General features: G+C 44.2%; 18 protein-coding genes. 2 read left to right on the plus strand and 16 right to left on the minus strand.

The features are described 5' to 3' along the window. Positions 1–622 precede the first annotated feature (622 nt). The 3 genes from QEP06_RS06525 to QEP06_RS06535 form a co-directional block, all read right to left on the minus strand. Positions 623–2,746, minus strand: coding sequence for an elongation factor G (locus tag QEP06_RS06525; RefSeq protein WP_285269583.1), 2,124 nt, complete (start codon positions 2,744–2,746; stop codon positions 623–625). Between the two features lie 374 nt (positions 2,747–3,120). After that, positions 3,121–4,083, minus strand: coding sequence for a YpdA family putative bacillithiol disulfide reductase (locus tag QEP06_RS06530; protein ID WP_285269584.1), 963 nt, complete (start codon positions 4,081–4,083; stop codon positions 3,121–3,123). Positions 4,084–4,177: 94 nt separating this feature from the next. Continuing rightward, positions 4,178–5,125, minus strand: coding sequence for an isopenicillin N synthase family dioxygenase (locus tag QEP06_RS06535; protein WP_251832658.1), 948 nt, complete (start codon positions 5,123–5,125; stop codon positions 4,178–4,180). A gap of 113 nt (positions 5,126–5,238) precedes the next feature. Here QEP06_RS06535 and menD point away from each other — a divergent pair, with 113 nt between their 5' ends. Beyond that, positions 5,239–6,906, plus strand: coding sequence for a 2-succinyl-5-enolpyruvyl-6-hydroxy-3-cyclohexene-1-carboxylic-acid synthase (menD, locus tag QEP06_RS06540; protein ID WP_285269585.1), 1,668 nt, complete (start codon positions 5,239–5,241; stop codon positions 6,904–6,906). A 76-nt stretch (positions 6,907–6,982) separates the two neighbouring features. Beyond that, the gene (locus tag QEP06_RS06545; RefSeq protein ID WP_285269586.1) at positions 6,983–7,255 is read left to right on the plus strand and encodes a hypothetical protein; all 273 of its coding nucleotides are present in this window, start codon (positions 6,983–6,985) and stop codon (positions 7,253–7,255) included. Between the two features lie 2 nt (positions 7,256–7,257). Here the strand turns inward: QEP06_RS06545 and QEP06_RS06550 are convergent, their stop codons facing one another. The 13 genes from QEP06_RS06550 to QEP06_RS06610 form a co-directional block, all read right to left on the minus strand. Next, on the minus strand, positions 7,258–8,772 hold the full coding sequence (locus tag QEP06_RS06550) for a GH3 auxin-responsive promoter family protein (RefSeq protein WP_285269587.1): 1,515 nt from the start codon (positions 8,770–8,772) through the stop codon (positions 7,258–7,260). A gap of 97 nt (positions 8,773–8,869) precedes the next feature. Further along, complete coding sequence (locus tag QEP06_RS06555; protein ID WP_285269588.1) at positions 8,870–9,280, minus strand: BrxA/BrxB family bacilliredoxin; 411 nt, start codon at positions 9,278–9,280, stop codon at positions 8,870–8,872. Between the two features lie 128 nt (positions 9,281–9,408). Beyond that, a complete protein-coding gene (locus QEP06_RS06560; RefSeq protein WP_285269589.1) occupies positions 9,409–9,636 on the minus strand; it encodes a hypothetical protein in 228 nt (75 codons plus the stop codon). A gap of 185 nt (positions 9,637–9,821) precedes the next feature. Then, positions 9,822–10,268 (minus strand): GatB/YqeY domain-containing protein, encoded by a 447-nt coding sequence (locus QEP06_RS06565; protein ID WP_285269590.1) that lies wholly within the window; start codon positions 10,266–10,268, stop codon positions 9,822–9,824. A 58-nt stretch (positions 10,269–10,326) separates the two neighbouring features. After that, a complete protein-coding gene (gene ftsZ / locus QEP06_RS06570) occupies positions 10,327–12,147 on the minus strand; it encodes a cell division protein FtsZ (RefSeq protein ID WP_285269591.1) in 1,821 nt (606 codons plus the stop codon). Positions 12,148–12,216: 69 nt separating this feature from the next. Beyond that, the gene (gene ftsA, locus QEP06_RS06575) at positions 12,217–13,575 is read right to left on the minus strand and encodes a cell division protein FtsA (RefSeq protein WP_285269592.1); all 1,359 of its coding nucleotides are present in this window, start codon (positions 13,573–13,575) and stop codon (positions 12,217–12,219) included. A gap of 43 nt (positions 13,576–13,618) precedes the next feature. Next, positions 13,619–14,479 carry a cell division protein FtsQ/DivIB gene (locus QEP06_RS06580; RefSeq protein WP_251832649.1) on the minus strand — a complete coding sequence of 287 codons (861 nt, stop codon included), beginning with the start codon at positions 14,477–14,479 and terminating at the stop codon, positions 13,619–13,621. Continuing rightward, complete coding sequence (gene murC, locus QEP06_RS06585) at positions 14,476–15,855, minus strand: UDP-N-acetylmuramate--L-alanine ligase (RefSeq protein WP_285269593.1); 1,380 nt, start codon at positions 15,853–15,855, stop codon at positions 14,476–14,478. Before murC ends, QEP06_RS06580 begins: the two co-directional genes overlap by 4 nt. A gap of 8 nt (positions 15,856–15,863) precedes the next feature. Next, a complete protein-coding gene (murG, locus tag QEP06_RS06590) occupies positions 15,864–16,976 on the minus strand; it encodes an undecaprenyldiphospho-muramoylpentapeptide beta-N-acetylglucosaminyltransferase (RefSeq protein WP_285269594.1) in 1,113 nt (370 codons plus the stop codon). Positions 16,977–17,005: 29 nt separating this feature from the next. Continuing rightward, positions 17,006–18,235 (minus strand): FtsW/RodA/SpoVE family cell cycle protein, encoded by a 1,230-nt coding sequence (locus QEP06_RS06595; protein WP_251832646.1) that lies wholly within the window; start codon positions 18,233–18,235, stop codon positions 17,006–17,008. Between the two features lie 4 nt (positions 18,236–18,239). Then, positions 18,240–19,583, minus strand: coding sequence for a UDP-N-acetylmuramoyl-L-alanine--D-glutamate ligase (murD, locus tag QEP06_RS06600; RefSeq protein WP_285269595.1), 1,344 nt, complete (start codon positions 19,581–19,583; stop codon positions 18,240–18,242). A gap of 43 nt (positions 19,584–19,626) precedes the next feature. Next, positions 19,627–20,868, minus strand: a complete 1,242-nt coding sequence (gene mraY, locus QEP06_RS06605; RefSeq protein ID WP_285269596.1) for a phospho-N-acetylmuramoyl-pentapeptide-transferase — start codon at positions 20,866–20,868, stop codon at positions 19,627–19,629. A 22-nt stretch (positions 20,869–20,890) separates the two neighbouring features. Next, the gene (locus tag QEP06_RS06610) at positions 20,891–22,351 is read right to left on the minus strand and encodes a UDP-N-acetylmuramoyl-L-alanyl-D-glutamate--2,6-diaminopimelate ligase (protein WP_285269597.1); all 1,461 of its coding nucleotides are present in this window, start codon (positions 22,349–22,351) and stop codon (positions 20,891–20,893) included. Positions 22,352–22,360 lie beyond the last annotated feature (9 nt).

Below are 22,360 nucleotides of genomic sequence, written 5' to 3' on the forward strand. Positions count from 1 at the left end.
TTTTTACAATTTTACCCTTAGTGGTAATTGCAATTATTCGATCCTATCAAGATCAGGCCGAGCAAATTTTCTACAACACAGAATGGATAATGATGGCTATTATATTATTCGGCCAATCCATAGTTAAGTTTTCTTCTGGAATTTCTAACTCAAAAAGAACATTCAGGTGGCAATTAGTTGCCCTTATTATAACTGTTATCATTTCATTCGGATTAATACCTTCTATAATAATCTTGATTATAAATCTATTAGCTAAAGAATTAAATTTCTTCCTATATCTATTTCAGATAATCTTGCTATTAATTTCAATAATAACATTTTTAATCATTGGTTACTTAGGACAGAAACTAATGGAGGAGAAGTAAAAAGAGGGTACTCATAAACCTAAAATTTTGGCTCTCTAACCTAAACGGACCTCAAAACAACCGAAATACATCTGTAAAATAACATAAAACAGCCCGCGGAAACCGCAGGCTGTCTTTTAATCGTCAACGTCATTGCGAGAAGCGACCGAAGGAAGCGACGAAGCAACCTCATAATTTAAAAGTGTTTTCTAGAAGTTAGGGATTGCTTCGCTTCAATGCGTTCCACTCGCAATGACGAACGCAATAAGATGTTATACTTAAGCTTCCTGCAGATGCGCGTGCGATTTCACCAGCTCCTGCTGAACATTTGGGGGAACCAACTGGTACTCCGAAAACTTCATCATGAATTTCGCGCGCCCGCCCGTAATGGAACGCAGTGTAGAACCGTAATCGTGAAGTTCTGCAAGCGGAACCTCAGCCAGAATTTTCTGGTAATGTCCTTCAGAATCCATACCCGAAATCATCGCGCGGCGTGTCTGCAGATCGCCCATCACATCCCCGGTATCTTCATCCGGACATAGGATTTCCACGGAATAAACCGGTTCGAGCAATTGCGGTTTGGCTTTATGGAAACCTTCGCGGAAAGCACCCGAAGCTGCCAGTTGGAATGAAATATCGTTTGAATCCACACTGTGCATTTTGCCGTCGTACACGGTTACGCGCACGTTCTGGCAATGCGAACCGGTGAGCGGACCTTCCTTCATCTGCTGCATAATGCCCTTCTTAATGGCACCGATGTAGCGGTTGTCTATTGCACCGCCCACTATGCACCAGTAAAAAGCGAGTTTGCCGCCCCACGGCAGATCTTCGATGTCTTTCTGGCGGATGTTCACGCCGGTAGGTTCGGGCATATCGTCGTAGAAATTCTCCACCCGCATATGGATTTCACCGAACTGGCCTGATCCGCCTGACTGTTTTTTGTGGCGGTAATCGGCTTCCGCGTAGCCGGTGATGGTTTCGCGGTAAGGGATTTTAGGATTATCGAAATTCATCTTCACGCCAAATTCTTTCTGTATGCGCTGCTTCACGAGATCCAGATGCAGCTGTCCCTGCCCGTGAAGAATGGTCTGCTTGAGTTCGGCAGACTGCTCCACTTTCAGCGTAGGGTCTTCTTCTTCGATTTTATGGAGTGCAGTGACGAGTTTCTCCATATCAGCGGTAGAATCTGCTGAAACCGCTTTGCGGATACGGCTTTCCGGGAATTCCATCGGGCGGATCTTCCGGTTAACGCCTTTAGAATTTAAGGTATTGTTTGAATGGCCATATTTAAGTTTCACGGTAACGCCCAGGTCACCGGCTACCAGCTCATCCACAGGAATCCGGTCTTTACCTTCCGCCACGAAGATCTGGGATATGCGTTCGGTTTCGCCGTTGTTGGCGTTCACCAATTCATCGCCTGGTTTTAGTTTCCCGCTTAATACTTTAAAGTAAGAAACCATCCCGACCTGCGGTTCAGAAAGTGTTTTATAAATGAACAGGGTAGTTTTATCATTCGGGTCGTAAGAAATCTCTTCGCCGTTTTCGAGTCTGCGGGCCGGTCTGTCGGCTGGTGACGGCGCAATGTCATCAATGAAACCCATCAGCCTGCCGCTGCCCATATCTTTCAGTCCGCTCGTTACAAACACCGGGAAGAACTGCTGTTTTGCCAATGCGATGGTAATTCCTTTTGCAAGTTCTTCTTCCGAAAGATTGCCTTCCTCGAAATATTTTTCCATTAAACCTTCCTCGTTTTCTGCAGCGATTTCCACCAAGGCGTTGTGCATTTCGTTGGCGCGCGCCATTTCGCTTTCGGGAATCGGTTTTTTCTCAGGTTTGCCGCCATTTGCGGGGAATTCATACATCACCATTCTGAGAGCATCAATAATTGCATTGAAATTAGCGCCTGAATTGTAAGGATACTGTAGCGGAACGAGTTTATTTCCGAATCTTTCCTTTGCCTGTTCCAGCGTGCGTTCGAAGTCTGCTTTCGGATGATCCATCTGGTTGATGACGAAGATGGCGGGCGTCTGGTATTTTTCAACATATTCCCAGACCAACTCAGTCCCTACTTCTACTCCGTTGGCGGCATTGAGCACGATGATCGCGGTATCGGCCACCTTTAACGAAGAAACGACTTCGCCAACGAAATCGTCAAATCCGGGGGTATCGATAATGTTAATTTTGTTGTTTTTCCAGTTCACGAACATCTGGTGGGAGAAGATGGTTTTGCCTTTTTCGTGTTCCAGGTCTGTATGGTCGCTCACCGTGTTCTGTCCTTCGACGGAGCCACGGCGTTTGATCGCCCCGCCTTCGTAAAGCATTGTTTCAATCAGCGTAGTTTTGCCACTGTCGGAATGTCCGAGCAAGACTACATTTCTCAGATCTTTTGTATTAGCACTCATAATATATAGTTTTAATTATTTAATGATATGCTAAAAAGGAAATGACCGGCATTTGATTTTTAGGTAGTTAAAGTTACGAAAGATTTGAAAGGACTCCGAAATTTTCTTAAACTGAATAGATGATATTTCACAGCAATGCTTAAGCCAGCAACAAATACACTCGGACAACAGCATCCCTACCGGGGCCGTGCCTTTGATATGGCTTTGACATGACTTTGGTACAGTTCAACTACGGTTCAACCTTCTGTAACAATTTTCAGTAAAGGGTTTAGTGAGAATTAACAGGCGAACAAATGCAATTTCAGGAAAATCATCTTCCCTTCTTACAATGCCTCAAAATGCGTTATAAAAATACAAAAATAAACTGAAAATATCTATTTGAGGTTAGCCACATGGTTCATAATAATTTCCGCGTGAATCCGCGAATTTTCGATGAACCAAAGGTGCGTGTCTTTACCGCCACAGACAACGCCGGCCAGGTACAGGCTCTCAACATTAGTTTCCATGGTTTGCGGGTTGTAGGCCGGGATGAGTTTGTCACCTTTTAATTCGATGCCAGAATTTTGAAGAAATTCGAAATCGGGAAGATAGCCCGTCATTGCCAAAACAAAATCGTTTTCAATCTCGTGGATATTGCCCAATTTATCTTTGAAAATGACCGTTGATTCTTTGATCTCAGTTACTTCTGAATTAAAATATGCATTGATGCTTCCTTCTGCGATGCGGTTTTCGATATCGGGCTTCACCCAGTATTTAACCGACTTTGAAATTTCCGAATTCTTAATGATCATGGTGACCTCCGCTCCCTTTCGATACGTTTCCAGCGCAGCATCCACAGCGGAATTGCTCGCGCCGATGACCACAATTTTCTGGTTAGCGTAAGGATAAGGCTCGGTGTAATAGTGTTTTACTTTGTGTAAATTTTCGCCGGGAATATTCAGCAGATTCGGGATGTCATAAAATCCGGTGGCGATAATGACGTGTTTTGCAAGATATTTTGCTTTTGAGGTTTCAATTTCGAAGACCTGATTTTTTGAAACTTTTAAAACTTTCTCGTAAAGGTTGATTTTAAGTTCTTTTTGTCGCGCAATTCCCTGGTAATATTCCAATGCATCCTGTCTGCCTGGCTTTGGTGAAGTGGTGATAAAAGGAATTTCAGCAATTTCGAGTTTTTCGGCCGTGGAGAAAAACCGCATGTAAAGCGGATAATGGTAGAGTGAATTGACGATGGTGCCTTTTTCAATAATGATATATGTTAAACCGTTTTTTTCTGCTTCCAGAGCGCAGTTCAAACCAATTGGACCTGCGCCGATAATCATTACATCTAAAATTTCCATCCGACAAATTTACAAATGAAATGCTAAACTGAATATTTAGCACAAAAACACGGACAGAAAAATCTGCCCGCTTTAATTTAATATTTAATAGAATTTATTTGATCAATCCAAGTTCCACCAATCTTTCGTGAAGGAATTCACCTGCTGTGGTATCGGGATACAATTTCGGATTGTTTTCGTCATAGGTTCCTTCCAAAGCGTTCAGCGGCATTTCGCTCACCGGATGCATAAAGAAGGGAATGGAATAACGTGAAGTTCCCCACAGTTCTCTTGGTGGATTCACCACCTGATGGATGGTAGATTTCAGTTTATTGTTGGTGTGTCGGGAGAGCATATCCCCAACGTTAATCATCAGTTCATCGGGCTCTGCAATTGCATCAATCCATTCACCGTCGTGGTTCATAACCTGAAGCCCTCGTCCCTGTGCGCCCATAAGAAGCGTAATCAGGTTGATATCGCCATGTGCAGCTGCACGAACCGCATTATCAGGCTCTTCGGTAATTGGTGGATAATGGATCGGTCTTAAAATAGAATTACCTTCGCCCACATATTTGTCGAAGTAAAATTCATCCAAACCAAGGTGCAAGGCCAAAGCCCGTAACACGTAAACACCGGTTTTCTCGAGCATTTTATAGGCCTGTCTTCCAACGTCGTTGAATTTAGGAACTTCCGCAACCTCTACGTTATCAGGATACACCGAGGCGTATTTAGAACCGTCTTCGAGGTATTGACCAAAATGCCAAAACTCCTTCAAATCACCTTTTTTAAAGCCTTTTGCGGTTTCTTTACCAAAGCCTACATAGCCGCGCTGGCCACCGATTCCGGGGATCTCGTACTTCTGCTTAGTCTCTACAGGAAGGTCGAAAAAATTCTTCACTTCGCTGTAGAGTTCATCCACCAACTCTTCGTCCAGAAAGTGACCTTTCAGGGCAACAAAGCCGATTTCTTCGTATGCTTTTCCGATTTCATTTACAAATTTTTGCTTGCGTTCCGGGTCACCCGAAAGGAAATCACGCAAATCCACACTGGGAATCTGTTTCATTTTGTTTGGATTAAAAATTGTCCCGCTAAATTAGGATTTTTTGCTTTATATCTTTCGCCTGCTCTTTGCTACATAATATTATCTTTAAATTTGCATACAGTCCACATCCAAACATGAAACAATACTCTTCTAAGCGAAGCATCCAGATCCTGACGCACCTTTTGAAAGAATACGGAATTTATAATATCGTCATCTCGCCGGGCTCTCGTAACGCACCGCTCGCCATCCATTTTTCGGAAACCGACGAACTGAACTGTTACAGCATTGTGGACGAAAGAAGCGCGGGGTTTGTAGGTCTCGGCATGGCCAAAAGTGAGAAAAAACCAGTCGCAGTGACGTGTACAAGCGGGTCAGCTGCAGCGAATTATTATCCGGCGGTGACGGAAGGTTTTTATTCAAATATTCCACTTTTGTTGCTTACAGCAGACCGGCCTGCGGATTTTGTGGATATTTTCGATGGGCAGACGATTCGCCAGAAAGACCTTTTCCAGCAACATTCCTACGGTGACTTTCAATTATTGGAAGACGATGAAGAAAACGCCGATGAAGAAAATTTTGCCCGAATCAAGAAAGCGATTGAAATCTGCATTGAAAAACAGGGCCCTGTCCATATCAATATCCCTTTGCAGGAACCTTTGTACGAACTTGTTTCGGAACTGCCGCTTTTTCCTTCCGTCGAAAAAACCTTTGCAAAAAAGAAGTTCGACCTTTCACCTACACTGCTTTCCGACTGGAATTCTTCGAAACGCGTAATGATACTCGTCGGGACGCGCGAACACAGTGAAGAACTTGAAATGCAGCTTTCGCAACTGGTGAAAAACCACAGCGCCGTTATATTTACCGAAGTCACCTCGAATCTTCATCATCCAAAATTCTTCGGGCATATCGACAGGTATATTTTTAATTTTACTGAAGATGATTTCAGGCATTTTGCACCGGATCTCTTAATAACAATCGGGCAAAATGTGGTTTCAAAGAAAATAAAGCAGTTTCTGCGTAAGGCAAAACTTAAAAACCATTGGCACATCCACGAAGTTTGGCAACCAGATACTTTCTTCGCTTTAACTCAGAAATTAGAAACACGTCCTGAAGTTTTCTTTGCTAAACTTCTAAGCCAAATCACTCCGGAACCACAATCTTATTTTAATCTTTGGGATGTTCTGCGCAATAAACAGGACGTACGTCATGACGAATATTGCCTCAAAGTGCCTTTCTCAGATTTTAAATTCTTCGAAGTTTTAGCCGGAAAACTGCCGGCAGATATCAATCTGCATTTCAGCAATTCTTCGGCAATCAGATACGCGCAATTGTTTGAATTTAATTCAAAAAACATTCACTGTAACCGCGGAACGAGCGGCATTGACGGATCTACGTCGACCGCGATGGGATATGCGATGCGCAATACAAACCAAACCGTACTTGTAACCGGCGATGTGAGTTTCCTCTACGACATCAATGGTTTGTGGAATGCTTACATTCCGCCATACACACGGATCATCCTGTTCAATAATGGCGGAGGTGACATATTTAAAATCATTCCGGGTCCGGAATCTACGAACGCTTTGGATGAATTTATCCTGACGCGTCATCACAAAAATGCGGAATTTTTAGCCAGACATTTTGGTTTCGGTTATACGAAAGTCGATGATGAGGATACACTGTCGCGTGTGCTTGACAATTTTTTCAGGCATGATGAAAAACCTAAAATCCTGGAAGTGGACACGCAGGAAATAGAGAACGCAGCGGTGCTGAAAAAGTATTTTGAATATTTAAAAAACTAGTTTCAATTCTTTTAAAATCAAAATGGTAATGTATTTGTTGAAGCTTTATTTAAATAATCATTAAATAAACTTCAACATGAAAAAATACGGAATTATGGCTGCAATAGGCTTGATCATGGCCAGCTGCTCACAGACCGAAACGAAAACGGAAACGATTAAAAATCCGGACGGAACTACTTCCGTAAAGACCATTGAGACGGAAAAGACCTCCGCGCTTGATTCTGCCACCATTCAGAACACGGTAAATACTGCCAAAGAAAAGCTGAATGTTGCCGGGGAAAAACTAGATGAAGCTGCAGACAACGTTCGGGAAGATTTACGCACCAAAAAAAGAGATACAGTTCGCTGATTTTACGCGTTCATTTCCAGTAGCGGCTCGATATACTCGCGGTCGTTACTCAGTCGCGGCACTTTATTCTGTCCGCCAAGCTTTCCGCGGGAAGACATCCAGTTATAAAACAAATCTGGTTTCGCCACGTGAACAACGGGTCTTTTCAAGGTCATGTTGTTGTAGCGTTTTGCCTCATAATCAGAGTTTAATGACTTTAAAGTATCGTCAAAAACATCAGTAAACTGTTCAAGGTCTGAAGGATTTTGGGAAAATTCAAATATCCATTCATGTGCGCCACTTTCCCCTTCTTTCATGAAGACGGGCGCGCCGGTGAAATCGGTTACGGTAGCTCCAGTCTCATCACAAGCTTTTGCCAACGCGTTTTCCACATTATCAATCATCAGTTCTTCTCCGAAAGCGTTGATATAATGCTTTGTACGTCCTGAAATTCTAATTCGGAAAGGCGAGATCGAGGTAAATTTCACCGTATCACCTATAAGATAGCGCCATAAACCACTGTTTGTAGTAATCACGAGCGCATAATTTTTGCCCAGTTCCACTTCTTCCAACGGTATTGCCTGTCGGTTTGGCGAATGGAAAGTGTCCATCGGGATGAACTCATAGAAAATTCCGTAATCGAGCATCAGCAACATCTCATCGCTGCCGTGACGGTCCTGTATCGCAAAGAAACCTTCAGAAGCGTTGTAAATCTCGTAGTAATTGATGTCTTTGCCAATCAACTTACGGTACTGCTCTTTGTAAGGCTTAAAACTGATTCCGCCGTGGAAAAAGACTTCGAGATTAGGCCAAAGTTCCGAAATCGTTGCATGGCCGGTTTCCTTCAAAGTGCGCTGAAGCAACACCATCATCCAACTCGGGACGCCGGTGATGCTGCCTACATCTTCATTTTTCACCTCGGTGACTATCGCTTTCAGTTTGCTTTCCCACTCAGACATCAGCGAGACTTTTTTGCTTGGCGTCGTGGTGATTTCTACCCAAAATGGCAGGTTTTCGATCATTATTGCTGACAGGTCACCAAATTTGGTATTGAAATCTTCGTACAGTTCTGAGCTTCCCCCCAGCCTCAGATTTTTATTCAAAAACAGCGTATTTTCAGGATGATTGTTGGCATAAATAGATAGCAGGTCTTTTCCGGCTTTGAAATGGCAGTCTTCCAGACATTCTTCGGAAATAGGAATGAACTTGCTTTTAGCATTGGTGGTTCCGGATGATTTCGCGAATTTCCGGATATATCCCGGCCAGAAAACATCGGGTGCACCACGGCGCGCCTTCTCGATAAACGGCTCGAAATCTTCATACGTAACCACAGGAACATTCCGCTGAAAATCTTCGTAATCTGATATCGAACTGAAGCCGTGAATCTTACCGTAATCGGTATTCTCGGCGTGGTAAAGTTGGGAAAAAAGTACACCCTTTTGTGTTTCGATCGGATTTTTGATGAAATTCTCAATCTGATCAATCCTTTGCCGTATGAACCAGTTTACTACTGTATTAAAAAGTGTTTTCGTTGCCATCAGTCACAAATATAATGTTTTTGACCAAAAGCTCCGGTTTGGCTCAAATAAAAAAATTCCGCTGAAAAGCGGAATTTTATATGAACTAAAGTGATCGTTAGCAATACTCGTCGTAAGCGGCCTGGAGGTTCGCAGCTATTGCTCCTGCCGGATTTCCTTCAATGTGATGTCTTTCGAGCATGTGAACCAACTCGCCATCTTTGAAAAGGGCTACACTGGGAGAGCTCGGTGGAAAAGGCGCCATAAATCTACGTGCTTCTGCAACGGCATCTTTATCGAAACCTGCGAAAACAGTTACCAAATTATCGGGTTTTTTGTCACCTGTAAGTGAAAAAACAACTCCCGGACGTGCCGCACCGGCCGCGCAACCGCAAACCGAATTCACCACTACAAGCGTGGTTCCGCTTTTGCCAATCGCTTCCGCAACTTCCTGCGGTGTACGAAGATCCACAAATCCTTTATCTGTAAGTTCAGCCTTCATTGGCAATACTAATTCTTCTGGATACATATCTGAAAACTTTAAAAATTAAAATTAAATTATTCCACAAATTTACGAAATTTTATGTCAAATATTTACCGGCAGTCCAGTGCGGAGATGCGCCGTCCTGTCAGTTGGCAAAATCGGGAGTTAAAGTTTTAAGGATGAAAGAAGCAGCCGCCATCATCTGATGATAAAGAAAATGCTGGATGCCGCGTGTGTACTGGATAAAGTATTCTGTTTCGGGTCGTTTGTAGGCGGGAGACTTTCGTTTCGGCCGGAATCACCGCTGCGGTAAATTCGGGAACGGGATTGGCATTTGGGCCAAACCTCTGCGGTGTGTGATGGATCAGAACCTGCGAACTGGCGGGGAAACTGTACAGCAAAACGATAATTATGAATTTTGCCAGAACGTAATTTTTATCATCGGAATTTATGTTTCTGAAGACAAAAAAGCCCCGGACAAGAATTGTCGCGGGACTTCAAATCAAATCGATATGCAAAGGTTGGATATCCAATTAAAATAACTGCGGATATCTGTGCAAAAAGCAATCACCGCAGTCTGTGCAGCTTAGGAAAGCAGTTTTTTGGCCATTTCGGAAATCGACTTACCGTCGCTTTTTCCCGCCAAGGTTTTGCTGGCTGTGCCCATAACTTTTCCTAAATCTTTCATGTCCGCAGCGCCGGTGTCAGCGATAATCTTTGCGATTTCCACTTCCAGTTCCTCTGAGGTCAGCTGTTTCGGCAAATATTGCTCAATCACTTTCATCTGTGCCGCTTCCACATCCGCCAAGTCGCTTCTGTTCTGTGCGGTGAACTGCTCCATTGAATCTTTGCGCTGCTTGATCATACGCTGAAGAATAGCGATTTCCTGCTCTGCGCTTACTTCGGCACCTTTGGCTTCGGTTTTAAGAAGAAGAATCTGCGCTTTCACGGCTCTTAAAGAGTCTAACGCAACTTTATCTTTCTCACGCATAGCGGTTTTTATCGCTTCGCTTATGGTATCTTCTAAACTCATAATTGTAAGTTTTAAATAATTAGATTTCGGCAGATGGTTTGAATATCCACCGAAATTTTTAGTCTACATCTTTGTTCAGGAATCTGTTTTCACGTACCTGCACTCTTCCGTTTTCATCGCTCAAGAAGCTGCTGATGCGCTGCTCAGATGGTTTGCTGGCCTCAATCGAAATGTTTTTGCGGCGGAAAGCCGGTATTTTTTCGAAATCATTGTCGGCTTCAGCGGTCTGGTAGCGGGAATTAAATTCTTTAAGTTTATTTCTTCTTTCAGTCACCTTTTCGCTTGATGCGGGCTTGGTGATAAACGTAAAATCGTCCTCAATCTCGAATTTCTCTACTTCAGCGCTTTTCTCTTCTGTCTTTTCTACGATAGCTTCAGAAGCGGGAACCGGCTGCACGCTGGCTTGTGCTTTCGGCTGTGCAATTTCAGCTTTCGGCTCATCAGTCGGTTCGTTTACGAAAAAATTGATTTCGTTTTTCTCTTCTACTTTAAAGAAGCCTGCCTCATCGTCTGCCGGCTTTGTATCGAATTCAAACGTGATCGCCTGAGATTCCGGAAAATCATTGTTCTGGTCAAATGAAAACAAGTCCACAGGGCGCTCCGGCGTATTCAGGTTGAAAGTTTGTTCCGGAAGTTCTGTCTCCGTCAGGCTGAAGAACTGTGCCTCCGAAGATTGCGTCTTTCCTGAGGTAGCACGTGCTTCCGGCGTTCTTGAACCTGAGCTTGGTGCCGGAGCATCATCTTCATCATCCAGCACAAAAAGTCCTTTTCGTTCTTCGCGTTTCATTTCTTCACGGCTGTCGCGGTAGTTGAACGGAGATTCCAGATGGCCTTTAGGTGAAATGGTATCAGATAGGGAAATCTTAATTTTCTCTGAAATACCTGAATGTTTTTCGTGCTCTTTAGCAAAACCCGTTGCAATCACCAATACGCTCACTGCATCGCCCAATTCTTCATCAGTACCCACACCGAAAATAATGTCAGCTGTGTTGCCGGCCTCTTTCTGGATGTGATCCATGATCACGCCTATTTCGTCCATCGTCACTTCCTCAGAACCACTGCGGATGAGAAGAAGCACGTTGCGTGCACCGGTAATCTTATTGTCATTAAGCAAAGGAGAATCCAGCGCTTTTTTCACCGCTTCTTCGGCTTTGTTTTCGCCTGAGGCGATACCGTTTGACATCAGTGCAGTTCCGGAATTCGCCAATACAGATTTGGCATCACGGAAGTCAATATTCACATCGAAATAACCGGTAATAACTTCAGCCATACCTTTTGCGGCATTCGTAAGCACCTCATCGGCTTTTGAAAATCCGGATTTGAAACCCAGATTTCCGTATTGTTGGCGAAGTTTGTCGTTATTAATGACAATCAGCGAGTCTACATTATTTCTTAATTTATCAAGACCTAATTCTGCCTGTTCCAGACGTCTTTTACCTTCGAAGCTGAACGGCACAGTAACGATTCCCACCGTAAGAATACCCATATCTTTGGCCACTTTCGCGATCACAGGCGCGGCACCTGTTCCGGTTCCACCGCCCATTCCGGCAGTAATAAACACCATTTTCGTATTCTGGCCCATCGCGGCCTTAATGTCTTCTATACTTTCTATTGCTGCTTTTTCGCCCACTTCCGGATCGGCACCTGCGCCCAGACCTTCGGTGATGGTAACGCCCAACTGCACTTTGTTGGCCACCGGGTTGTTATCCAAAGTCTGCGCATCTGTGTTGCAGATCACGAAATCTACGCCGTGGATACCACGCTCGTACATGTGTTTCAGCGCATTGTTTCCGCCGCCCCCTACACCGATCACTTTTATAATTGAAGAATTGCCTTTTGGTAAATCAAAGGAGAATCCTGCGGTATTCATGTTTTCCATAACTTAATTTTTTTTTGATAATGATTGATGGTGATGAAATCAATTATCATTCATCAGATGTTTCTTAATTTATTCTACCTCCTCAAAGAATTTTTTCACGCTTTCCATGATCTTTTCGCCAATCGTCAGCTTCTTGCGGCGCTTCTCGGCCGGCGATTTCTCCTGTGTCTCTTCCGCGGAATTTTCCAATATTTCTGCTGAAGTTTCTGCTGCAGCCTGGGGGGTAACCTCCATTTCCTGTTCCGGAACGCTGCCCGGTTTTTTGTCGCGGATCTTTAAACTTTCCATCAAAAGCCCGATGGATGTGGCGAATTCAGGACCTTTCAGCGACTGGTTTTTATCATTGGCGATGTACTCATTGGCAAAACCGATGCGGCTGTCGAAACCGGTGGTGTAGTTTGCCAGCTGACGTAGATTCTTCAGGTTTGAACCACCACCTGTAAGCACGATGCCGGCGATCAGTTTTTTCTTCTGTTCAAAGGCTCCGTAGGCTTTCAGTTCAGTGTTTACCATCTCCAGGATCTCTTCCACGCGCGCGTTCACTACCTGCGCAAGTGTCTTTAATGAAATTTCCTTATCCGGACGGCCATGAAGTCCCGGAATGGTAACGAAAGTGCTGTCTCTTTCAAGTTCTGGCACCGCAGATCCGAATTTTACTTTCAGTTGCTCAGCATGCGCTTCAATGATCGAGCATCCTTCTTTGATATCTTCTGTGATGATGCCGCCACCGTAAGGAATCACGCAAGTGTGACGGATAATATTGTCTTTAAAGATGGCGATATCTGTAGTTCCGCCACCGATATCTACGATCGCAACGCCGGCTTCTTTTTCTTCCTTTGTTAAAACGGCCTCCGATGACGCAAGCGGCTCCAGAGTTAAGGCTTCCATCTCGAGGCCCGCTTCTTTTACGCAGCGCGCAATATTCCGGATGCTGCCCATCTGACCCACCACCACGTGAAAGTTGGCTTCCAAACGTTTTCCGTGCATGCCGATAGGTTCATGGATTTCACCTTCTGAATCGATCTTATATTCCTGAGGGAGCACGTGAATAATTTCTTCGCCCGGGAGCATGACCAACTTTTTTACCTGCTCTTTCAGTTTCTCGATGTCGTCTTCTGTGATGTACTGGTCTGGGTTTTCGCGCATGATATAGTCGGAATGCTGCAGCGAACGGATGTGTTTGCCGGCAATACCTACAGTGACTTTGCGGATCTCTACTCCAGAACTGGCCTGTGCCTGCATCACTGCTGCCCTGATTGACTGAATTGTCTGCGAAATATTGTTCACAATACCTTTGTGAACCCCAAGACTTCTTGCTGTGCCCACACCCAGCACATCTATTTTACCGTGTGTGTTTCGGCGCCCGACGATGGCCACAATCTTTGTGGTACCGATGTCGAGGCCTACTGAATACTCGTGATTTTCCATTTTATGCCGATTTGATTTTTTTTAATTATTTAAATTTTATTCATCATGTGTTCGATTTCTTTTCCTTCGCTTTTGAAGCGCTGCTTTCCGGCTTTTTTTCCCGGCCTGAATTCGCTGCAGGCTGTACCGGAATCTTTGCAAGTTCGCGGTTGCCCACTTTCAGGATGCTGTCGTTTTCCGCGAAGTGCGGGTTCAGCGTCGTTACAATTTGGTTACTGTATTTTACCGAAACCCTCGTGTATTTTTCAGGTTGCTGATAAACCAAAAACTTTTCTACAAATGCTTTAAAACCTTTCACTTTCAAAGGAATATTATCAAGGTCACCAATCTCAACCTTATAGTTGCCCTGGCTTGTCAGCAGATTATAACCGCCTTTTTCTTTTGATATCCCGATGAAAAACTTTTTCCCGAATGGGTCTTTATCAATGGTCTGCACCAGTTCTGCAATACTTGTATAGTCTTCACGCGGCACATTACCGGTAACAAGCATGCACGGAAAGGAGTAGTTTTTCGATATCGGAAACTCCACACCGTTCTCATCCACATAGAAATCCTCATCACCTTTGGTGAGTCTGAAGGCCGGAACCTTCTGTTTGATGTCCAAATTCAGGTTTCCGTTCAGATTTAAATATACATTAGCGCTGTCCACAGCCGGCAAACTGTTGAGTTTCTTCTCGAGTTCCGGAATATTGATCTCACCTACGATGCCGGAAGGATTAGATTTCCGCACGATTTCGCGCACGTCCTTCTCATCGATGAAATACACGGGTTGCGAAGTTTTGATCAGATTTACCGCAACTTTTTCCATCGGTTTGCTGTTGAATCTCTTCAGTGAAAAGCTCAGCAAAAATCCGAAGATGATTACGGTGATCAATATCTTTAATATTCTGAACTTCTTTTTCATCCGTTTGTGTCAACTTTAGACAGACTATTCTGCCAGTTTACTATGTCATCATACAGCGTATCTATGTTTCCGGCGCCCACTGTAAGCAGCACGTCGAAATCTTTTTCTTTTATTTTTTCAAATGTTTCGGCGAGGCTGACCACCTGTTTTTCATTAATCTTGATCCTTTCCGCCAGCCAGTTTGATGTTACTCCCTGGTAATTTTCCTGCAGTTCACGCGCCGGATAGATATCCAGCAGTAAAAGTTCGTCTGCAGCTTCCAGACTTGCGGCGAAAGCGTCAGCAAAATCACGTGTACGGCTGAAAAGATGCGGCTGGAATACCACCAGAAGTTTCTTCTCAGGATAGAAAGTCTTTATCGAACCAATCACCGCTTTCAGCTCCGTTGGGTGGTGCGCATAATCATCGATGTAGATTTTGCCATTCGAAAATCTGTGTTTTGTATAACGGCGTTTTATTCCTTTAAAACTGGAAATTCCAAGCTGCAAAACTTCAGTTGATACGCCGTAAGTCTGGAGCAATGCGATAGCAGCCGTAGCGTTTTCCACATTGTGAATCCCCGGGATTTCCCATTCGAAAGTGGTCACCGCGGAATTTTTGGAATGAAAATCAAACGAAATCCTGTCGCCAACTTCGCGGATGTTGTCTGAGTAAAAATCTGCAGGCTCATTTACCGCATAGGTCACCGCAGGCCGACCGATATCGATGCCTTTCCGTACAAAAACCTGCCGGTCACTTTCCACCAGCGCCGCAAAATCGCGAAAGCCCTGTTCTATCGTGGCCGTATCGCCATAAATATCGAGATGATCTGCATCAATAGATGTGATCACGGCCCAATCCGGCGACAACTGAAGGAAACTGCGGTCATATTCATCGGCTTCCATCACGGAAATTTCGGTTCCGTTGTAGGCGAAATTTGATTTAAAATTCTCAGCGATGCCACCCAGGAAGGCAGAAAACGGCAAATCAGCCACTTTGCACAAATGCGCCATCAGCGAAGATGTAGTAGTCTTCCCGTGTGTTCCGGCCACGGCGATACTGACGGTATTTTCTGTTATCAGCCCTAAAACTTTAGCTCTTTTAAGAACCGTGAAACCATTTGCATTAAAATAATCTAAAATGCCAAGTTTTTTAATCGCCGGCGTGTAGATCACCAACGTATTTTCAGGATTCAACGCGCGAATATCATCACCAATTTCATCCACAAAAGAAATAGTGATACCTTCTGATACCAGTGTTTCCGTGAGTTTTGTTACCGTTCGATCATAGCCCAAAACCCTGTTGCCAGCCGCGTGGAAATAGCGCGACAGTGCACTCATGCCGATGCCGCCGATGCCGACAAAGTAAAAATTCTGGTATGATTCTAAAGTTTTCATTTCAGTTCTTAAGCTCTAATTTGTAGTGATGACAATACTTCGTCAACTATTTGCTCTGTAGCATTTGGTTTTGCAAAAAACGCGATGTTCTCAGCCATTTCGCGGCGTAGATTTTCATTTTCGGCAATTTCGGTCACCGTTGACCAAAATTTGGCCTCCATCTCTGAATCTTTTACCATTCGTGCGGCGTTTTTTTCTACCAACGTCTGCGCATTTTTCGTCTGATGATCTTCCGCGGCATACGGAAACGGCACCAACAGCACAGCTTTGCCGGCCATCGCCAGTTCAGAAATCGAGATTGCACCCGCGCGCGAAACGATAACATCAGCAGCCGAATACGCAAGATGCATGTTGCTGATGAATTCTGCGATTTGCAGATTACGGCACTGGCGGCTTTCGGTTTCGTGATATATCGTTTGATAGTCGGTCTTTCCGGTTTGCCAGATCAGTTGATAATCTTTATCGAGTATTTTCTGAAGATTGGCTTTCCAGGCATTATTCAATGTACGCGAACCCAATGAACCACCGACCGAAAGTATCGTGAGTTTGTGTGGATCCAAACCTAGTTTTTCTTTGGCCGTCGCAGAATCAATAAAATCCTGCACGATTGAATTTCTGATAGGATTTCCGAGGAATAAAGTTTTGGTTCCGGAGAAAAACTTTTCCATGTTTGGATAGGCTGTGAATACTGCGTGGGCTTTTTTAGCTAAAAACATATTCGTTTTGCCCGGGAGCGAATTCTGCTCCTGCAGGAAGATGGGTGCACCCGAAAACGCCGCTGCAAACAGGGCCGGACCACTTGCAAATCCTCCGGTTCCGATTGCAAAATCAGGTTTGAAAACCTTGATGATATGCCTCATCTTCACCAGCGCGGATACAATCTTAAATGGCAGATTGACATTTTTAAGCAGATTTCCGCGGTCAAAGCCCGAAATATTAAGGCCAAGAATCCGGTAGCCTGCCTGCGGAACTTTTTCCATCTCCATCTTGCCGTTTGCGCCAATGAACAGAAACTCGGCATCCGGAAATCTCTTTCGGAGTTCGTCAGCAATGGCAATCGCGGGAAAGATGTGTCCACCTGTTCCGCCGCCGCTCACTAATATTTTCAGTTTTCTGTTCATAATTCCGGCTTTTCGCCTTAATTTAAAATTTATGCGATATCGTTGATCTCTGCTATATTCTGCTTTTTGCCCATGCCTTCTTCATCGTAAATCTGTATTCTGGAACTTACGGTAAGGATGATTCCGAGCTGGATGTAAGTTACCAGCATCGAGGTTCCACCGTAACTTATTAACGGCAATGGCTGACCCGTCACCGGAATGAGGTTTACGGCTACAGCTATATTAACCGCGAGCTGTACGAAAATCATTATACCTAAACTCAGCACGAGCAGGCTGCCGAAAAATGCCGGCATCTTACTCGCGATCATTACAATTCGGATGATCATTATTAAATATAATCCGATGAGTACGAATGCACCGATAAAACCATATTCTTCTACGATGATTGCGAAAATAAAGTCGGAGGCCGATTGCGGAAGCATTTGCTTCAGCGCGCTTTTACCCGGACCCATACCGGCAATTCCGCCATGTACGATCGCGGCTTTCGCCTGCATTACCTGATAATTTTTGGCTTTATCTACTTCACTTTCGATCTGGTTAGGCTGTTTTGAGTTCATGAAAACTTCCACACGGCTCATCCAGGTATGTACACGGTTGTTTTCAATTAAATCTGTCTTTAATGCGACAAACATAAAAACCGCAATAGCTAACGTGGAGATTCCGACAAAACCGAAAATGTACTTTTTATTGAGCTGACCGATCAGCATTACAGCTAGTGAAACTATTAAAATCATTAAAGCCGTAGAACCGTTGTCTTTAGCTACAAGTCCGAAAACCAGCAGCACCGGCCCGAAAATGAACAGCAGGTTTTCCCAGGTCTGACGCTCTCTTTTAATTTTTTTGGTGAGGTAACGGCACAGATAAATGATGAGGAAAAGATACGCGAAAGACGACGGCTGGAACGAGATCGGCGTGCCGGGAATTTTCAGCCATCGTGAAGCCGATGCTCCGTCAATGGTCTGACCGGTAAAAAGCGTGACTCCCAAAAGCACGACCATGGCCACCAGCCCGATGCTGCTGAGTTTACCGAGATATTCGTATTTGAAAGACCCCATCATCCGCATTATCGCAAGACCCATGACCACGAAACCCGCATGCTTGATGAGGTGCGAAGTCGTGGTTCCGCTGTTTACGATATACTCCAAATTAGAACTCGCCGAATACACGGGAAACACCGAGAAGAACGAGATCAGCAGGATCACGCTCCACAGCACTTTGTCGCCTTTCAGCAGTTCATATTTGTTTTCTTTTTCCTGCATGTCGTTAGTTTGCGGCCTTTTCTATTTTTAATACTTCATTTTTAAACTGGTTGCCGCGGTCTTCATAGTTCTCAAAAAGATCAAAACTCGCACAGCACGGCGAAAGCAACACCGCATCACCTTTCTGAGCCAGCGAATGGGCAATATCCACAGCTTTTTCCATACTCGAAGAACTGTAAATGAGTTCTTTTTTATCTTTAAAGAAATCAATGATCTTCTGGTTATCTAGACCCAGACACACGATTGCCTTCACCTTCTTTTTTACGAGGTCTTCTATCTCCGAATAATCATTTCCTTTATCCACACCGCCAACAATCCACACGGTTGGCTGCTTCATGCTTTCGAGCGCATAATAAGCGGCATTTACGTTTGTGGCTTTGCTGTCATTGATGTATTTCACGCCGCCAAAATCTGCAACCTGCTCCAAACGGTGCTCCACCGCCTGAAAAGTCATCAGCGAATGGCGGATGCTTTCATTGCGGATATTCAGAATCTTTCCGGCGATCGACGCGGCAAGGCTGTTCGCTACATTGTGATTTCCTACGAGCGATAGTTCCGAGATATCCATCACAAACTCATCTTCAAGCCTCACCACCATTTTTTGGTTGGTAAGATAACCACCTTCACGCATTTTTTCCTTGATTGAAAACGGAATCATCCTGGCCTTGATTTCGAGCTTCTGCAGAAGATTCTGGCTCATCTCATCATCTTTATTATAGATGAAGAAATTGTCGTTTTCCTGATTTTCAGTTATTCTGAATTTTGCCAGCGCATACTCTTCATAATTGTAGTTGTACTGATCGAGATGATCCTGGCTTAAATTTAAAAGCAGTGAAATATACGGTCTGAAATTCTGCACATCATCGAGCTGGAAAGAGCTTACTTCGAGCACATAATAGTCGAAATTTTCATCCGCGACCTGTTTTGCAAAGCTTTGTCCGATATTTCCGCCCAAACCTACTTTCAAATCGTCATTTTTCAGGATATGATAAATGAGCGATGTTGTCGTAGTCTTTCCGTTTGAACCCGTGATCGCAATGATCTTTGCCTCAGTAAATTCAGCAGCAAATTCAATTTCGGAGGAAACGCGAATGCCTTTTTGGTGAATCTTATGCATGATTGCTGCCTTTTTCGGAATTCCTGGCGACTTGATGATCCAGTCTGCGGACAGAATTCTTTCTTCGTCATGCGTTCTTTCTTCGAATTCGATTCCGGATTCCGCCAAAAACGTTCTGTAGTTTTCTTTAATGGTGCCTTTATCGGACAGGAAGACGTCCAGCCCTTTCTTCTGAGCTAAATATGCCGCGCCACAACCGCTTTCTCCGCCGCCTAAAACTACAATCTTCATCTTATTTTTATCCTTTTTATCCACCGTTATTGCTTCTTGTTTCTTAACGTACTTTAAGCGTTATCAGACAGATAATTGCCAGCAAAACCCCCATGATGATCATGCGGTTCACGATCTTGCTTTCGTGGTAACCTTCTTTTTGGTAATGGTGATGGAGCGGCGCCATTTTGAACAGTCTGTTGTTCTGCGCATACTCCAGCCCATATTTTCTTTTTCTGTATTTGAAGACGGCCACCTGCAGCATCACCGAAATATTCTCAATGAGGAAAATTCCGCACAACACCGGGATCATCAGTTCTTTTCTTAAAATGATAGCCAGCACAGCGATGACACCGCCCAGCATCAAACTTCCGGTATCGCCCATGAAAACCTGCGCCGGGTAGGTGTTATACCAGAAGAAACCTATCACCGCACCCACGAGTGCAAGTGCAAAAATGGTAGTTTCGCCCATGTTTGGCAGAAACATAATATTCAGATAGTCTGCGAAAATAATGTTACCGGAAAGGTAGGCGAAGAAGGCAAGCGCAAGCAGAATGACCACACTCGCACCGGCCGCCAAACCATCGATTCCGTCGGCAATGTTGGCTCCGTTCGAAACCGCGGTTACGATAAAGATCACGAACGGGATAAAAACAATCCACGACCATTCCTCGGCTTCCTGGGGAGACATCCAAAAGAGCAATCCACTGTAATCGAACTCATTATTTTTCACAAAAGGCACGGTAGAAACTGTCGATTTTTCGGTTGGAAGGAAATTTTTCTCCACATTGTTTCGGCTCACTTCCCGAGCATCTGCATATTTTCTCTTCACGGTAATATCCGAATGGAAAAACATCGTAATGCCGACGATGAGACCCAAACCTACCTGCCCGATTATCTTGAACTTACCGCTGAGACCGTCTTTATTCTGCTTGATTTTCTTTAAATAATCATCTATAAAACCAATTGCACCCATCCAAATCACAGAAATAATAAGCAATACAATGTAGATATTAAGAACCCTCGTGAAAAGAATCACTGGAATGAGTGTTGCGAGTATGATGATGAGACCACCCATCGTCGGGGTGCCTTCTTTCTGCTTCTGGCCATCAAGACCCAAATCCCTTACCTGCTCACCCATCTGCTTGCGGCGCAGGAAATTGATGATTTTCTTACCGAACACCAATGCGATCACCAGCGACAGCAAAACTGCCATGCCTGCACGAAAAGAGATGAAACGGAACATACCGAGTCCCGGAACGTGAATTCCGTGGCTGGTGAGATATTCGTAGAGGTAATATAACATCGGTTTGTTTTTATTAAATATTTTACTTGGACATCATGCGTGCGAGTTCGAGCACGGTTTCTTTGTCATCAAAATGAACGCGTTCGCCATTGATTTCCTGATAATTCTCGTGGCCTTTGCCCGCAACCAGGATGATATCTTTAGGCTCAGCGAATTTTATCGCCATCTTGATTGCGTCTCTTCGGTCCGGAATCGAGGTGTACTTGCTGTAATTTTGCGGTTCTACACCGGCTTCTATTTCTTTGATGATATCTTCCGGCTTTTCTGTCCGTGGATTGTCTGAGGTAATGATCGCAAGTGTAGATTTCCGGGTAGCAATCTTCCCCATTTCGGGACGTTTTTCATGATCGCGGTCACCGCCACAACCGAAGACAGTAATTAACCTTTCGTTTTTTGTTCGGATCTCGTTGATGGATTCCAGAATATTGTCGAGTGCGTCGGGCGTATGTGCATAATCGATGACGAAAAAGATTCCGCCGTCTGATTTCAGTGTTTCAAACCTTCCTTTTACACGGCTTAAAGTGGATATTGCTTTAAGCACATCTTCCGTATCGAAACCGCATTCCACCGCCACGGCGTACGCCAGGAGAAGATTGTATGCATTGAATTTCCCGCTAAAAGTCGTACAGAACTCCCTGCCCTGAAAGTTCATCAGCATCCCATTAAAATCTGCTTCGATTACTTTCCCATGATAATCTGCCATTGTTTTCAGCGCATAGGATTTCTTTTTGGCCTTCGTATTTTGCAACATTACCGATCCGTTTTTATCATCTAGATTGGTGATGGCTACAGCATCAGGCGAGAGGTTATCGAAAAACTGTTTTTTGGTTTTAAGATATTCGCTGAAAGTATGGTGATAATCTAGATGATCATGTGAAATATTGGTAAAACCGGCGACTTTAAAATTTAAACCTTCCGTTCTGCGCTGATGAATGCCGTGCGAGGAAACTTCCATAAATGCATATTCACAGCCTGCATCTACAGCCTGCGAAAGCAGTTTATTTAAAGTGATAACATCCGGCGTGGTGTGTGTAGATGGCAGTATTTTGTCCGCAATTCTATATTCTACTGTTGAGATAAGGGCGGATTTAAAGCCTAAATTTTTAAAAATATCAAACAGCATCGTGGTGACCGATGTCTTTCCATTTGTACCGGTGATGCCGATCAGACTCAGTTTTTCCGATGGATTTCCGTAAAAATTAGCTGCAAGTTTGCCCAAAGCCCTGGCGCTGTCCTGCACAAGGATGTACGTCACGTCAGCATTGATTTCGCCCGGAAGTTTTTCACAGACAATGACCTCCGCACCTTTATCTGCAGCTGCATCAATATAATCATGTCCGTCCGCAAGCGTGCCTTGCACTGCCACATACAACGACGCCGGACCTGCCTGGCGACTGTCTGAAACGAGCGCTGCGATCTCCCGCTCCGTTTTAGCAACGATCTCGAGATACGGAACCTGTATTATTAATTGGTCTAATGTCATTATATCTGT

It is taken from the genome of Kaistella rhinocerotis, from assembly GCF_030243905.1.
GTDB lineage: Bacteria > Bacteroidota > Bacteroidia > Flavobacteriales > Weeksellaceae > Kaistella > Kaistella rhinocerotis.